Source organism: Streptomyces sp. AC512_CC834 (assembly GCF_019049325.1).
In the GTDB taxonomy this organism is placed as follows: domain Bacteria; phylum Actinomycetota; class Actinomycetes; order Streptomycetales; family Streptomycetaceae; genus Streptomyces.
On sequence record NZ_JAGMUO010000014.1, the window covers coordinates 345,768 to 360,554 of the forward strand.

At 75.5% G+C, this 14,787-nt stretch carries 14 protein-coding genes; 8 read left to right on the plus strand and 6 right to left on the minus strand.

The features are described 5' to 3' along the window. Positions 1–556: 556 nt before the first annotated feature. Positions 557–1,093 carry a hypothetical protein gene (locus KUM40_RS05620; RefSeq protein ID WP_254394554.1) on the plus strand — a complete coding sequence of 179 codons (537 nt, stop codon included), beginning with the start codon at positions 557–559 and terminating at the stop codon, positions 1,091–1,093. Positions 1,094–1,221: 128 nt separating this feature from the next. On the opposite strand, the gene KUM40_RS05625 is transcribed toward KUM40_RS05620, so the two are convergent. Further along, complete coding sequence (locus tag KUM40_RS05625; RefSeq protein WP_217163451.1) at positions 1,222–3,000, minus strand: SpoIIE family protein phosphatase; 1,779 nt, start codon at positions 2,998–3,000, stop codon at positions 1,222–1,224. A 232-nt stretch (positions 3,001–3,232) separates the two neighbouring features. On the opposite strand from KUM40_RS05625, the gene KUM40_RS05630 reads away from it, so the two are divergent. Continuing rightward, on the plus strand, positions 3,233–3,610 hold the full coding sequence (locus KUM40_RS05630) for a MerR family transcriptional regulator (RefSeq protein ID WP_217163453.1): 378 nt from the start codon (positions 3,233–3,235) through the stop codon (positions 3,608–3,610). Between the two features lie 237 nt (positions 3,611–3,847). Then, positions 3,848–4,051 carry a cold-shock protein gene (locus tag KUM40_RS05635; protein ID WP_003975194.1) on the plus strand — a complete coding sequence of 68 codons (204 nt, stop codon included), beginning with the start codon at positions 3,848–3,850 and terminating at the stop codon, positions 4,049–4,051. Positions 4,052–4,133: 82 nt separating this feature from the next. On the opposite strand, the gene KUM40_RS05640 is transcribed toward KUM40_RS05635, so the two are convergent. Next, positions 4,134–5,582: a hypothetical protein gene (locus KUM40_RS05640; RefSeq protein WP_374227341.1), complete on the minus strand. Its 1,449-nt coding sequence runs from the start codon at positions 5,580–5,582 to the stop codon at positions 4,134–4,136. Positions 5,583–5,695: 113 nt separating this feature from the next. Between KUM40_RS05640 and KUM40_RS05645 the strand changes: the two genes are divergently transcribed. After that, a complete protein-coding gene (locus KUM40_RS05645) occupies positions 5,696–6,976 on the plus strand; it encodes a molybdopterin-dependent oxidoreductase (protein ID WP_217163454.1) in 1,281 nt (426 codons plus the stop codon). 361 nt (positions 6,977–7,337) lie between these two features. On the opposite strand, the gene KUM40_RS42340 is transcribed toward KUM40_RS05645, so the two are convergent. Genes KUM40_RS42340 through KUM40_RS05665 form a run of 3 tightly spaced genes read right to left on the minus strand, consistent with a single transcriptional unit; the run spans position 7,338 to position 9,513 of the window. Further along, positions 7,338–8,147, minus strand: a complete 810-nt coding sequence (locus KUM40_RS42340; RefSeq protein WP_308401062.1) for a methyltransferase domain-containing protein — start codon at positions 8,145–8,147, stop codon at positions 7,338–7,340. Then, the gene (locus tag KUM40_RS05660) at positions 8,144–8,803 is read right to left on the minus strand and encodes a DUF2064 domain-containing protein (RefSeq protein WP_217163458.1); all 660 of its coding nucleotides are present in this window, start codon (positions 8,801–8,803) and stop codon (positions 8,144–8,146) included. The genes KUM40_RS42340 and KUM40_RS05660 overlap by 4 nt, the downstream gene beginning before the upstream one ends. Then, on the minus strand, positions 8,800–9,513 hold the full coding sequence (locus KUM40_RS05665; protein ID WP_217163460.1) for a glycosyltransferase family 2 protein: 714 nt from the start codon (positions 9,511–9,513) through the stop codon (positions 8,800–8,802). Before KUM40_RS05665 ends, KUM40_RS05660 begins: the two co-directional genes overlap by 4 nt. Positions 9,514–9,947: 434 nt before the next feature. Between KUM40_RS05665 and KUM40_RS05670 the strand changes: the two genes are divergently transcribed. After that, positions 9,948–10,685: a response regulator transcription factor gene (locus KUM40_RS05670; RefSeq protein WP_217163462.1), complete on the plus strand. Its 738-nt coding sequence runs from the start codon at positions 9,948–9,950 to the stop codon at positions 10,683–10,685. Between the two features lie 2 nt (positions 10,686–10,687). After that, the gene (locus KUM40_RS05675) at positions 10,688–11,800 is read left to right on the plus strand and encodes a sensor histidine kinase KdpD (RefSeq protein WP_217163464.1); all 1,113 of its coding nucleotides are present in this window, start codon (positions 10,688–10,690) and stop codon (positions 11,798–11,800) included. Between the two features lie 725 nt (positions 11,801–12,525). Here the strand turns inward: KUM40_RS05675 and KUM40_RS05680 are convergent. Next, positions 12,526–13,527: an NAD(P)-dependent oxidoreductase gene (locus tag KUM40_RS05680; RefSeq protein ID WP_217163466.1), complete on the minus strand. Its 1,002-nt coding sequence runs from the start codon at positions 13,525–13,527 to the stop codon at positions 12,526–12,528. 226 nt (positions 13,528–13,753) lie between these two features. Here KUM40_RS05680 and KUM40_RS05685 point away from each other — a divergent pair, with 226 nt between their 5' ends. Both KUM40_RS05685 and KUM40_RS05690 read left to right on the plus strand, forming a co-directional pair. Then, positions 13,754–14,122 (plus strand): Tat pathway signal sequence domain protein, encoded by a 369-nt coding sequence (locus KUM40_RS05685; RefSeq protein ID WP_217163468.1) that lies wholly within the window; start codon positions 13,754–13,756, stop codon positions 14,120–14,122. After that, a complete protein-coding gene (locus tag KUM40_RS05690; RefSeq protein ID WP_217163470.1) occupies positions 14,119–14,754 on the plus strand; it encodes a class F sortase in 636 nt (211 codons plus the stop codon). The genes KUM40_RS05685 and KUM40_RS05690 overlap by 4 nt, the downstream gene beginning before the upstream one ends. Positions 14,755–14,787 lie beyond the last annotated feature (33 nt).

The following is a 14,787-nucleotide window of genomic DNA, read 5'->3' on the forward strand; positions in this document are numbered from 1 at the left end:
TCGGGAGCCGCGGCGGCAGGTCGGTCAGGCCGGGCGGGTGCGGGCCGTGCGCGGCGGCACGCCGGGGCGGTACGCGGCGCGGAAGCCGGAAGAGCAGGAGCCGGGAGCGTCGAGAGCGCCTGAAGAAGGGGCGGGGGCGGTCATGATGCGGAACCTGTCCCGGGCGTCGAGGCGCCCGGTGTCGTGGTGCCCCGGGAACGAGGCCGGTCCGGTCACCGGCGTGCGCCATGCCCTCGGTTTCCTGAGAGTACCCCGCGGAAGGCGAGGGCGGGCCGCCCAGGCGGGGCCCGGAGTACCGTGGAGGGACCGAGGGCAAGCCGTGCACCGGCCCCGACACCGGTGCCGCTCCCGGCGAATGACGACACCGGGCCGGACCCGCCCGAGCCCGGGGCAGGACTCGCTCATGACCGTGAACGTACCGGTGCGGACGACCACCTCAGAACGTCACGGGCGGCAGACCGGACCCGGACCCGGAGCCGCAGCCCCCTGGCCCGGTCCGGGGAGGCCGAGGCCGGAGCGCGGCTCCTCGCCGCTGGCCGGGGAACGCGTCCGGCCCTTGACCCGGCGCCAGATCGAGGACCGGTTCGGGGACTTGGGCGACCTGTACGCGCAGACCTCCGGCGGCGGCCCCTGGGCGTGGAACGTGGCCCGCGGCGCCTTCCTGCGGCAACTGGCCGCCGACGTACGGCGCCCGGGGTTCTCGCTGCTGATCGCGGAGACCACCGCGCTGACCGGCTGCGCCTACGGCTATCCCGTGCCCGGCGCCGCCGCCGGGGGCGCGCGGGGGCTGGAGGCGTACCTGCCGGGGAGCGTGCGGTCCGTCGCCGCGTCCGGGCGGCTCTTCCTGGTCTCCGGGATCATCGTCCCGGCCCGCGTACGCAAGCAGAACCAGGACCGCGCCTGGAACCTCGCCCGGCGCCTGCAGAAGCGGCTGCTCACCGAGCACGACGCGGCCCTCGGCGTCACGCTGGTGGAGCGGTCCGACGGCGCGACCGTCCAGGCGCTGCGCTCCTGGGGCTGGCGCTACGCCGAGGGCGAGACCCTCCAGGCGTCCCTGCTCGGCCCATACGGCGTCCTGGTCCTCGGCCCCTGAACCGGCCGAACCTGGTCCCGCGCTCGGTTGCGAACCTGGCTCCGTGCCCGGCCCGCGTCCGGTCCCGCGCTCGGCCGCGTCCGGTCCTGCGCTCGGCTGCGAACCCGGCCCCGCACGCCCGCGCCCCTTCACGGCGTCGGCAGTCGCAGGGCGAGGAGGGCGATGTCGTCGGTGCTGCCCGGCGGGGTGCGGGCCAGCAGACGGTCGCACAGGGTGTCCAGCGGCTCGTGGGTGTAGGCGAGGGCGTTGCGGCGCAGCCGTCCGAGGCCGGTGTCCAGGTCGCTGCCCGGCACCTCGACCAGGCCGTCCGTGTACAGCAGGAGCGTGGATCCCGGCGGCAGCGGCACCGTGGCGTCCGGCCGGTGACCGCCCGCGCCCAGGCGGGCGCCGAGGAGGAGCCCCTGCCCGGCCTCCAGGAACCGCGCGCCGGAGTCCGGGGTCAGCAGGAGGGGCGGTGGGTGCCCGGCGCTGGTCCACCGCAGGGTCCACGGGCCGGTGTCCGGGCCCTCGACCCGGGCGAAGACGAGGGTGGCCATCGAGACGGTCGTGACGGCCGGCATGGCGTCGTCGAGGCGGTCGACGATGGCCCCGGGCGGTTCCGCGCGGTCCCAGGCCAGTGAACGCAGGACGCCGCGCAACTGGGCCATGCCCCCGGCGGCCGTCAGGTCGTGGCCGACCACGTCGCCGATGACCAGCGCGAGCGCGCCGTCCCTCAGCGCGAACGCGTCGTACCAGTCACCGCCGACCTGGGAACCGGCCGGGGCGGGCTGGTAGCGGGCGGCCAGGCGCATGCTGCCGGGCCGGGGCAGCGGGGTGAGCAGGTTGCGCTGCATGGCCTCGGCGACGGCGCGCTGGCGGCCGAACCGGCGCGCGTTGTCGATGAGCAGCCCGACCCGGCGGCCGATGTCGCCCACCACGTCCAGATCACCGGAGTCGAAAGGGTGTGCCGGATTGGTGCGCACCAGGGTCAGGGCGCCGGTGACCTGCCGCTGTGCGCCCAGCGGCACGGTGAGCGCGGAGGTCGCGCCGACGGTCCGCAGGAAGTCGTGGTGGACGGCGGCCAGCGGGGAGTCGGTCTCCTCGGCTGTCTCTACGGCTGTCTCTTCGGCCCTCTCTTCGGCTGTCTCCTCGGCCGTTTCCTCCAGCCCCCGCAGTACTGGCTCGCCGCCGTTCAGGACTCGCGCCGGCTGCGTCAGGGCCGCGGCTCCGGTCGTCGGCAGCGGGCCGCGCCAGCCCTCCCGTGTCGCGTCCCGGCCGGCCGGTCCGGTCACCGCCACCCGGTGGACCTCCTGCCCGGAGCCGCCGGTCAGGAGGTCCACCGCCGCCCAGTCCGCCAGCCGGGGCACCAGGAGACGGCCCAGCCGGGCCAGCGCCTCGTCGGTCTCCAGGGTCTGACCGAGTACGTCCGTGATCTTCGCGACGAGCGTCAGCCGCTCGTTGAGGTCCTCCAGGGCGCTCGTGTAGGCGGCCCGCTCCCGGGGGGCGCCGCGGTCGGTGCCGGTGCCGGTGGCGCTGTCGGCGAACAGCAGGGCGATCCCTCTCGGCACCCCGTCGTCCGCCAGCGGGGAGGCGGACCAGGACACGGAGGTCAGGCCGCCGTCACCGCGCAGATAGCAGTCGCCGTCGCCGTGCGCCTCGGTCCCCCGGTCCAGGGCCTGGAGCAGCAGGCACCGGTCCCGCGGGATCCTGCCGCCGTCCGGGCCGCGATGGAGCAGGTCGTGGGCGTCCGCCCCGCGCAGCGCCGGCGCCGCCCGGTCCAGCAGCCGCTCGGCGGCCCGGTTGACCGCGACGATCCGTCCGTCCGTGTCGATCACGAGCAGGGCGGTGCCCAACTGCTCGGCGACCCGCCGCCAGAAGTCCCGTTCCGCGGCCCACCGCCGTCCCGCGTCCCGCGCACCGTCCGCCACGTCGCCCCTCCAGTCAAGGCACCGGTTCAAGGCACCAGTGCTCCGATCGTCCCGGCCTCCCGCCCCGGCCGCATCGCCGACACAGGACGGCTCCCCCTGCACGGCCTCCGCAACCCCGGCGAATATGTGTTCGCCGCGGCAACTATCCGATGGGCGCGACTAGAGTTCAGGTGCGGGGGAACCGGATTCCCTGCGGCGGTCCGTGTCCCCAGCGGTCCGCAGGAAGGTATGCATGCCCCCGGAGAGCAGGCTGAGCGCCGAAGGTCGGCCGAAGGCCGCCGACCGGCTCGACGACGACCAGTACCCGGCGTACACCATGGGCAGGGCCGCCGAGCTGATCGGTGCCACGCCGGGATTCCTCCGTTCCCTGGGAGAGGCCGGACTGATCAGCCCGACGCGTTCGGAAGGCGGTCACCGCCGCTACTCGCGCCGGCAACTGCGCCGCGCCGCCCGCGCCCGCGAGCTGGTCGACCAGGGCACGCCCATCGAGGCCGCCTGCCGCATCGTCGTCCTCGAGGACGACCTGGACGCGGCGCTGCGCATGAACGAGGAACTCCGCCGCGAGGCCGGGCGGACGCCCGGCGTGAACGGAGACCGGCGCGGCGAGTGAAAACCTGATCTCGGCGAAACAGATATGCGTCGAACGCCGGGAGAAATGTCCTACGGAAATCGACAGCCTTTTGTCGGCGATTTCGTTCCCGGGGCGCCGATTCATTTCATGCTAGGCTGGACATCAGTTGCAGTTGTGGTTGCCATTTGTGTTACCGGGTTTCCGGGCAGGTGATCATCGCAGCGATGGGAAGGCCCGCACGGTGCGGGTCTCCAGCACTGCCTAGGAGTAAAAGACATGGCTTCCGGTACCGTGAAGTGGTTCAACGCCGAAAAGGGCTTCGGTTTCATCGCGCAGGACGGCGGCGGCGCCGACGTCTTCGCCCACTACTCGAACATCGCCACCCAGGGCTTCCGCGAGCTCCAGGAAGGCCAGCGGGTGAACTTCGACGTCACGCAGGGCCAGAAGGGCCCGCAGGCGGAGAACATCGTTCCCGCGTAACACGCGCGAACCACGTATTGAGGGCCCGCATCGCACGGTGCGGGCCCTCTGCGTGCGTCACCACCTGCTGGCGACCGGCAGGTCACCAGCCGGTCGCCAGCAGGTGGTTGAGGAGCAGGGCCAGCACCGCCTGCGCCGTCAGCCATCCGCGCGGGCGCGTGAGGAACGCGCAGGCCGGCAGGAGCCACAGGGCGAAGGGGAGCCAGATGCGTTCCGTCTCCGCCTTGCTCATGCCGGACAGGTCGGCGGCCAGCACGGCGAGCAGCCCGGCGGCCACGAGGAACGCGAGCCGGGTGTCTTCCCGGGGGTCTTCGCTGGTGTCCCCGGTATCCCCGGTATCCCCGCTGTCCTCGCTGTCCCCGGTGGTCGCGGGGCGGCCGGGCCGACGGGCCCACAGCCGCCCGGCCGTCCGCCGCAGACCCGCCGCCGTCGCCAGGCCGGTGATGAGCACCGTGCAGGCGAGATTCGCCCACACCCAGTAGCCGTACGGCCGGACCCCGCCCGCGCCCTCGTAGTACCGGGTGACCAGCAGGTGGTACGCCTCCCACCAGTCGAACCCGGCCACGGTGAACGCCACCGGTACGACCGCGAATCCGGCCAGCAGCGGCACGAGCAGCACGGGACGCTCCAGCACCCCACGCCTGCCCAGCAGCAGCACCGCCGCGGCGATCACCGCGAAGAGCGTGAGCCCGTACGAGAGATAGCAGGTCAGCCCGAACAGCAGCCCCGAGCACGCCGCCCACCACAGCGAGCGCCCGGTGACCGCGAGGGCCAGCAGCGCCACCGCCCACGCGGCGACCGCCGCGAAGTACGCGTCGGCGGACGTGCCCAGCCACACCGCCGCAGGCGCCAGGACCAGGAAGGGCGCCGCCCGCCGGGCGAGCCGCTCGCCAGCCAGCACCCGCACCGCGACCAGGACCGCCACGCACGCCGTCGAGCCCACCGTGATGGTCCAGGCCCCGGCCCAGCCCCCGCCGCCGAGCCCGACGCGGTCGAGCAGCACGTAGGTGAGCGTGGCCGCCGGAGGGTGACCGGCGACGTGGGCGGGCCAGTTGTCGGGGGAGTGGAGCAGGATGTGCCCGGTGAAGTCGCGCAGGGTCGCCGGGACGTCGTGCCAGCGGCCGATGACCGAGAGGTACTCCTGACGGGTGGTGAGCCGCCCGGCGACGCCCCGGTGCCAGCCGTCGACGAGGGCCAGCGACCAGATCCAGGCCATCGCCGTACCCCAGGACGCGCAGAGCAGCGCGCGCCACGGCAGGCGGGCCGCGACGGCCGGGCCGTACGCCACGGTCGCCACCGCCACCAGGACGGCGGCCGGGGTGCCGGGGCCCAGGTGCGGGTCCCAGCGGCCCAGCAGCGGCGGCCAGCCGACGATCAGGTCGTCGTAGGTGAACACGGTGCGGCCGACCAGGACGGCGGCCACCACGAGGAGCGCGGCGACCGCGGCGGCGTACAGGTCACGGCGGCCACGGAGGTCACGGCGGGCGGGACGGGTGGGACGGCCGGGTCCGTCGGGGCGAGGGCTGGTCACCCCGGCACCGTAGGCCGGGAGATCGCGCACGGGGCGGTGCGCGGGGCCGACGTCAGCGTTTCGTCATGAGTCGCGACCGCTTTCCCGGGCCGGTCGCGGCCTACGGTCGGGACATGCGCGACCTCGCCCCACGGCTTCCGTCCTCGCCGGGTTTCTGGCGCAGCCCCCTGCGCGGCCCCTGGTTCACCTCGGTGCTCGGCCTCGTCCTGCTCGTCGGCGTCACCGTGCTGTTCCTGACCGGTCTGCTGTCGTACGCCGCCTACAACCCGGACCTGTCCCCGGTCAACGACAAGACCCCGGACAAGGGGCTCCTCGGCTTCTACCTCTTCGCCTGGCCGACCGACCCCGCCTGGCTGTACCGCCTCACCCAGGGCGTCCACGTCACCCTCGGTCTCACCCTGATCCCGGTGCTGCTGGCCAAGCTGTGGTCGGTGGTGCCGAAGCTGTTCGCGCTGCCACCGGCGCGTTCGCTCGCCCACGCGCTGGAGCGTGTCTCGCTGCTCCTGCTGGTCGGCGGCGCGCTGTTCGAGTTCGTCACCGGTGTGCTCAACATCCAACTTGAGTACCTCTTCCCCGGCTCCTTCTACCCGCTGCACTTCTACGGCGCGTGGGTCTTCTTCGCCGCGTTCGTCGCGCACGCCGCGCTGAAGGTGCCCGCCGCGATGCGCAACGTACGGCGGATGCGCGCGGGGGACGGGGGCGGCGCCGGTACCGGGGTCGGGGTCGGGGAGGAGCGGGACGGGCTGGTCTCGCCGCGGCCCGACGCGCCGACCGTGTCGCGGCGCGGGGCGCTGTGGGCGGTCGGCGGGGGTTCGCTGCTGCTGTTCGCCACCGGCGCCGGGCGTTCCTTCGACGGACCGCTGCGGGCGACGGCCCTGCTCACGCCGCACGGCGGAGCCGAACCGGGGAGTGGCCCGAACGGCTTCCAGGTCAACAAGACGGCCGCGTACGCCGGTGTCGACGCGGCCGAGACGAGCGAGGACGCGTGGCGGCTCGTCGTCGTGGGACGCACCGGAACCGTCCGCCTCGGCCGCGCCGACCTGCTGCGACTGCCGCTGCACAGTGCGGCGTTGCCCATCGCCTGCGTCGAGGGCTGGTCGACGTCCGACCAGTGGTGGCGCGGGGTGCGGCTGCGGGACCTCGCCGCGCTGGTGGGCTTCGACGGCGACCCGCCGGACGTGCTCGTCGAGTCTCTTCAGCGGCGCGGCGCGTTCCGGCGCGGTGCCCTGCGCGCCAACCAGGTGGCCGACCCGCGCTCGCTGCTCGCCCTGTACGTCAACGGCGAGGCGCTGAGCCCGGACCACGGCTACCCGGCCCGGATCATCGTGCCCGCCGCGCCCGGCGTGCTGAACACCAAGTGGGTGGCCAGGATGACGTTCGGAGACCTCGGATGAACCTCGTGCGCAGGCTGCGGCGGCCAGTGCGGCCAGTGCGGCCAATGCCCTCACTGCGGTCCGTGATCGGCAGTCCCTTCCAACTGCTCCTCCTCGCCTGCTCGTTCGCGCTCGCGGGCTACGCGGGGGTGCGGCTGCTCGCCGGTGACTGGTTCGGCGTGGCGCTGTGGTTCGTGGGGGCGGCGCTGCTGCACGACCTGGTGCTGCTGCCGCTGTACGCGGTGGCCGACCGGGCCCTCGTACGCGGGCTCGGGGTGGTGCGCCACCGTGCGTGGGCGATGTACGTGAGGGTCCCGGCCGCGTTCTCGGGGCTGCTTCTGCTGGTGTGGTTCCCGCTGATCAGCGGCCGGGTGGACGCGCGTTACCGGTCGGTCGCCGCGCTGTCCGCGGACGGTTTCCTCGCCCGCTGGCTGCTGATCACGGCCGTGCTGTTCGGCGGCTCGGCGCTGCTGCTGGCGCTGCGGTCGCGGTGGCCGCTGCTGCCGCGCAGGGCGACGAAGCGGCGCTCCCCCGACGTCCACTGACCGGCGGTCCGCCAGCCGGCGGCGCCCGCGTGGCGGAGCAGGGCGCGGGTGCCGATCCGCGCCCACGGGAAGGGGCTGCCGGACGCGTGGGCGTCGGTGACGTCGACGACCTGTACGTGGGCGCGCTCGTCGACGTCGACCGGGGCCGTCTCGGCGATCAGCAGACCGCCGGGTGCGAGCAGGGCGGCGACGCGGGCGAGCAGGGCACGGGGGTCGCCGCCGATGCCGACGTTGCCGTCCATGAGGAGGACGGTGTCCCAGCGCCCCTCGCCGGGCAGCGGCTCGAAGACCGAGCGCCGCAGCGACTGCCCGCCGAGCCGCACGGTGCGGGTCACGGCGGCCTCGCTGACGTCGATGCCGAGGACGGCCCGGCCCCGGGCGGCGAGTTCGGCCACCAGCCGGCCCGGTCCGCAGCCCACGTCGAGCACGGCGCCCTCGCACCGGTCAAGGACCTCCAGGTCGACCGCGTCGGCCCGCGCGCACCAGCGCTCCACGTCCAGCGGCAGCAGCCATCCGTCGGTACGGCGCAGGAACAGCGGCCCGTGCCCTGTCCGCAGGGCGGCGGTGTAGGGGTCGGAGGCTTCCCAGGCCCGGGAGGCGGGGAGCGCGGGCCGCCGCCCGGCGTCCGAAGGCGCGGCCCCCTTCACCGGCTCGCCCGTTGGTTCGCGGCCGGTGTGCACGCCGCCAGCCGGGCGGCGAACCGGCCGTGCGGGGCCAGGGCGGCGACGGCGCGGGCGTCGGCGGCGGTGTCGACGTCGCGCAGGCGCGGCAGATCGCGTACCCGCAGTCCCGCCAGCACGAGCCGCTCGCGCTGCACGGCCCCAGTCACCGGCGTCGACATGGGCACGCCCCGCAGCAGGGCGGGTTCGGGGCGGGCCAGGCCCAGGGCCCAGAAACCGCCGTCCTCGGCCGGACCGAAGTACGCGTCGGTGTCGGCGGCGCCGGGACCGGAGCCGGCGAAGTCGACGTCGAGCAGGTGCGGAGTCACCTGCGGGGTGTCCATCCCGATCAGCAGGGCGGGGCCCGCGCAGCCGGCGAACGCGTCCGCGAGCCGTGCGTCGAGACCGCCCGCGCACTGCGGGACGACCTCGAAGCCGGGCGGCAGCCAGGGGCCGGGGGCGCCGTCGAGGACCAGTACCCGGCGCCGTGCGGGCGTCGCGGCCACCGCGGTCAGGGTGTCGGCGAGGGCCGCCTCGGCCAGCGCGGCGGCCTCGGTGGGGGTGAAGGGCGGGGTGAGGCGGGTCTTGACCCGGCCGGGGCGCGGCTCCTTGGCGATGACGAGAAGGGTGGTCGTGGCGGTCACTTCGCGCTCCCTTCGCGGACCGGGTGAGGGGTCGGCGCCTCGGCCAGGACGCGGCGCATGTCCCGTACGGCGTGCCAGGTGCCGCGCCAGGTCCCGGTCACCTTCGAGGCGCCGGTGCGGGGCAGGTAGGGCACGTCGTGCTCGGTGATCCGCCAGCCCGCGTCGGCGCCCCGCACCACCATCTGGAGCGGGTAGCCGCTGCGCCGGTCGGTGAGGCCGAGAGCCAGCAGCCCCTCGCGGCGGGCGGCGCGCAGCGGACCGAGGTCGTGCAGCCGCAGGCCGGTGCGCCGGCGCAGCATCCGGGCGAGGGCGAGGTTGCCCGCGCGGGCGTGCACGGGCCACGCGCCCCTGGCCTGCGGTTGTCTGCGGCCGAGCACCAGGTCGGCGGTGCCGGCGCGGATCTCCTGTACGAAGGGGGTCAGCAGGGCCGGGTCGAGGGAGGCGTCGCAGTCGCAGAAGCAGACGACGTCGGCGGTCGCGGCTCTCAGCCCGGCGTGGCAGGCCGCGCCGAAACCGCGGCGCGGCTCGGTCACGACCGTGGCGCCGAGCGAGCGGGCGAGGTCCGCCGAGCCGTCGGTGGAGCCGTTGTCGACGACGAGCGCACGCCAGCCGGCCGGGATGCGGGCCAGGACCCAGGGGAGGGCCCCGGCCTCGTTCAGGCAGGGGAGTACGACGTCGACGCCGACGTCCGGAGCGGGCGAGGTGGTCACGGCCTCACCCTACGAACCGGAACCGGGCGAATCGGACTCCCACTCCTTACGAAACACGGACGTCGCGGGCTCGGCGGCGCCCGGGAACGACACCGGCGCGGGCACGGTGCGAGGCTGGGCGCATGCAGCAGCCCTTCGAGTCCCCTTCCGCGAACGTGCCCCCGGGTGGGTCACTGGAGGAGCCTTCGGTCGTCTCTGTGCGGGCGTTGCCGGGTGGGTCGGCGGAGGGGCCTTCGGCGGTCTCTGTGCGGGCGTCGTCGGGTGGGTCGGCGGAGGGGCCTTCGGTGGTCCCTGTGCGGGCGTCGCCGGAGGGGCCTTCCGCCGTCGCTGTGCGGGCGTCGTCGGGTGGGTCCGCGGAGGAGCCCTCGGCCGTCCCTGGCCGGGCGTCGCCAGGCCGGTCGCCGGAGGAGCCCTCGGCCGTCCCCGTGCGGGCGTTGCCAGGCCGGTCACCGGGCGGTGGTCTCGACGGGTCCGCGGCCGTCCCCGCCCGGATCCTGGTCGTCGACGACGACCCCACCGTCGCGGAGGTCGTGGCCGGATATCTGGACCGCGCCGGTCACCTCGTCGACCGGGCCGACGACGGTCCGGCGGCGCTCGCCAGGGCCGCCGCGCACCGGCCGGACCTGGTGGTCCTGGACCTGATGCTGCCCGGCATGGACGGCCTCGAGGTGTGCCGGCGGCTGCGCGACGACGGGCCCGTGCCGGTCATCATGCTGACCGCCCGGGGCGACGAGGACGACCGCGTCCTCGGCCTGGAGGTCGGCGCCGACGACTACGTGACCAAGCCGTTCAGCCCGCGGGAGCTGGTGCTGCGGGTGGAGTCGGTCCTGCGCCGCACCCGGCCCGCCGACCGTCCGCGCCCGCCGTCCGCGGCCGGGCTGACCGTCGACCCCGCCGCCCGCCGGGCCACCAAGGACGGCACGGAACTGGCCCTGACCCTGCGCGAGTTCGATCTCCTCGCCTTCTTCCTGCGGCACCCGGGGCGCGCGTTCGCCAGGGAGGAGCTGATGCGGGAGGTGTGGGGCTGGGACTTCGGCGACCTGTCCACCGTCACCGTCCACGTCCGGCGGCTGCGCGGCAAGGTCGAGGACGATCCGGCCCGGCCCCGGCTGATCCAGACCGTGTGGGGCGTGGGCTACCGCTTCGACCCGGCCGGGCGCGAGGCGGGCTGAGCATGCATGCCACCCTCCTCATCGCCCTGTATGCCTTCGCCGGCGCCGCCGTCACCGGACTGGCCGGCGCGGCCGTGCTGCGGCTGATCCGGCGGCGTTCGCTGACGGCGTCGCTCGCGGTGGTGGCGGCGGTCGCCGTCCTCGCCATGCTCGCGGGCACCCTCGCGGTCGCCTGGGCGATGTTCCTGTCCCCGCACGACCTGTCCGTCGTCACGACCGTGGTGGCGATGGCCGCCGTGGTCTCCCTGGCCACCGCGCTGCTGCTGGGCCGCTGGGTGGTCGCCCGGAGCCGTGAACTGACCGCCGCGGCACGGTCGTTCGGCGACGGCGGCGACTACGCGGCCCCCACCACCCCGGCGACCGCCGAACTGGCCGCGCTCAGCCGAGAGCTGGCGGCCACCAGCGCCCGGCTCGCGGAGTCCCGGGAGCGGGAGCGGGCCCTGGAGACCTCCCGGCGCGAACTGGTCGCCTGGATCTCGCACGACCTGCGTACCCCGCTGGCCGGACTGCGCGCCATGTCCGAGGCGCTGGAGGACGGAGTCGCCGCCGACCCCGACCGCTACCTCCGCCAGATCCGCACCGAGGTGGAACGCCTCAACGACATGGTCGGCGACCTCTTCGAACTCTCCCGCATCCACGCCGGCACGCTCGCCCTCGCCCCGGCCCGGATCTCCCTCTACGACCTGGTCGGCGACGCCCTCGCGGGCGCGGACCCGCTCGCGCGCGAGCAGGGCGTACGGCTGGTCGGCGACGCGGTCGCGGCCGTGCCGGTCGAGGTGGACGGCAAGGAGATGAGCCGGGTGCTGGGCAACCTCCTGGTCAACGCGATCCGCCGGACCCCCGCCGACGGCACGGTCGCGGTCGCCGCCGAGCGGTCCGGCGAGGGCGTGGTGGTCTCCGTGTCCGACGGCTGCGGCGGCATCCCCGAGGAGGACCTGCCGCGCGTGTTCGACACCGGGTGGCGCGGCACCCACGCCCGTACGCCCCCGGCCGGCGCGGGCCTCGGCCTCGCCATCGTCCGGGGCATCGTGGAGGCCCACCGCGGCCGTGCCACCGTCCACAACATCCCCGGCGGCTGCCGCTTCGAGGTGACCCTGCCCCTGGCAGACGCCTGAGCCGCCCCCGCCGAAGGGCAGGCATCACGCCGGCACGGGCCGGGCGGCATGGCGCCGGTCGCCCGCCCGCCCCGACGCCCGAACGGCTCGCCACCGGTCCTGGGTGTGCGTCGGTGCGGGCCGGGCGCCACGGCTGCGGTCGCATCGAACCATCCCGCCCCGGCGCCTGGAGGGTTCCGCCCCCGGTCCTGGGGTCGGGTCGGTGTGTGGTTGGGCGGCACGGATCCGGTGGCAGTGCCCCGCCCCGACCTGTCCCCGGGGCGCGTCGGTGTGTACCGGGCGCCACGGCTTCGGTCGCCCTGTTCTGCCCCGGCGCCTGGAGGGTTCGCCGCCGGTCCTGGGGTCGGGTCGGTGTGTGGCCGAGCCGCACAGCTCTGGTGGCGGTGCCTCGCCCCGAGCGTCTCCGGGGCGCGTCGGTGTGGACCGGGCGCCACGGCTTCGGTCGCCCCGTTCCGCTCCGGCGCCTGGAGGAGGCGCCCCCCGCCCTGGGTGCGCGTCGGCATGGGCCGGGTGGCACGGCTTCGGTCGTGGTGCCCCGCCCCGACCCGCCCGGCCCCGGCGCCTGAACGGTTCGACAGCGGCAGCCCCGGCTGGCACGTCGGTGTGGGCCGGTGCCTCGGCCCGGCCGCGCGGCGGCACGCGGAGCCCGGGTGAGGGGCGGGGGCGGGGTTCACGCGGCGGGGCCGGGGCGTGGGCGGCCCGCTCGTCGGTCGGCGTCGGTCGGTTCAGTCGCCTCGCAGTCCCGCCCGGGCGAACTCCCGCATGCCCTGCGCGAATCCCACCCGTGGCCGCCAGCCCAGGGCGTCCCGCAGCCGTGCCGGGTCGGCGGTGATGTGGCGTACGTCGCCGAGGCGGTACTCGCCGGTGACGACGGGCTCGGGCCCGCCGTACGCGGCGGCCAGGGCGGTGGCCATCTCGCCCACCGTGTGCGGTTCCCCGCTGCCGGTGTTGTAGGCGGTGAGGGTGCCGTCCGGCGGACGGGCCTCCAGCGCCGCGACGTTCGCCGCGGCCACGTCCCGCACGTGCACGAAGTCCCGGCGCTGACGGCCGTCCTCGAAGACGCGCGGGGCCTCGCCGCGGGCCAGCGCGGAGCGGAAGAAGGAGGCGACACCGGCGTACGGGGTGTCGCGGGGCATCCGGGGGCCGTACACGTTGTGGTAGCGCAGCGACACCGCCGTCGCGCCGGTCGTCCGGGCCCAGGCGGCGGCCAGGTGCTCCTGGGCGAGCTTGGTCGTGGCGTACACGTTGCGCGGGTCGGCCGGGGCGTCCTCGCCGACCAGCCCCGGGGACAGGTCCGCGCCGCACTCCGGGCACGTGGGCTCGAACCGGCCCGCGTCCAGGTCGGCGACGGCACGCGGACCCGGCCGCACCACCCCGTGCCGGGGGCACACGTACCGCCCCTCCCCGTACACGACCATCGACCCGGCGAGCACGAGCCGCCGCACGCCCGCCCCGGCCATGGCGGCGAGCAGGACGGCTGTGCCCAGGTCGTTGCGCGAGACGTACTCCGCCGCGTCGGCGAACCCGTTGCCGAGACCGACCATCGCCGCCTGGTGGCACACGGCGTCCACGCCGGCCAGCGCCCGGGCGACGGCCGCCGGGTCGCGCACGTCGGCGCCGGGGTCCTCGCGGACGTCGTAGCCGACGGGCTCGTGCCCGTGCTCCCGCAGGGCGTCCACGACATGGGACCCGATGAATCCGGCACCGCCGGTGACCAGTACGCGCATGCGCCCACGCTAGGCCCGCGACGACGCCCGGACGGGCGCGCCGCCCAGCACGTCACGGGTCCGTAAGGAGCGGCCGCCGTAACCCGACAGCGGCGGCTTTGCCAAGTCTTTACAACCCGCCCGGCTCCCGCCTCGTCTCTCCGTTCGATCCGCAGCACACACGCGAACACACGCGGAACACACGCGGTGCGCCCCCGTACCGCCGCCGACGAGAGAGAGCGACCCGATGCGCCGAACCATCCTCAGTGCCGTGGCCCTGGCCTGCACCGTCGTACTCGCGGGCACCGCGCCCGCGTTCGCCGACGACCCCTCCCCGGTCCCCTCCGCCCCCGCCGAGAGCGCCCCGAGCGAAGCCCCCACGCCGTCCGCCAGCGCCCCGGCGAGCGAGCCCACCCAGGCACCGGCCCCCGTGCCGCCGACCGACGGCCAGGTCTCCGTCGTACCGGAGGGCGCTGCCGACACCGGGGTGGCGGCGCCCTCGGACACGGCCGGGACCGACGAGGGGCTCATCGGCGCGGGCGCCGGCGGGGTGCTCCTCGCGGGCGGCGCGGTCCTCTTCGTCGTACGCCGTCGACGGGCGGCGACCGGGGCATGATCCCGCGCCCCCGGCACGCCCTCACCGCCGTCGCGCTGGCCGCGCTGCTCGTGGGCTGCGGCGGCGGCCAGGAGGACGACGACGCCGCCCCCGCGCGCTCCGCGACCACGGCACCGCACACGCGGGCCACGGCGAAGTCGGCGCGGCCCCTGGCGCGTTCGGTTCCGGTGGGCCTGCGCATCCCCGCCATCGACGTCGACACCCCTGTGATGGGACTGGGGTTGGCGTCGGACGGCACGGTGGAGGTCCCGCCCGTCACGGACGACGACCGCGCCGGCTGGTACCGCCACTCGCCGACCCCGGGCCAGGCGGGGCCGTCGGTGATCCTCGGCCACGTCACCGTCGGCACGTACGGGGACGGGGTCTTCCGGAACCTCGCGCGGCTGCACCGGGGCGACCGGATCGACACCCGCCTGGAGAACGGCACGGCCGCGGAGTTCACCGTCACCGCCGTACGGACGGTGGCGAAGGCCGACTTCCCGACGGACGACGTCTACGGGGACGTGGCGGGACCGGAGTTGCGGCTCATCACCTGCGGCGGTCCCAAGGCGGGCCAGGAGTACCGGGACAACGTGATCGTCTTCGCCGAGCTGAGCGCCACCACGGGCGCGCGGAGCCCCGCGGGCTCCTGACCGACCGTGCCGCGCACGGCATACCCTCACGAC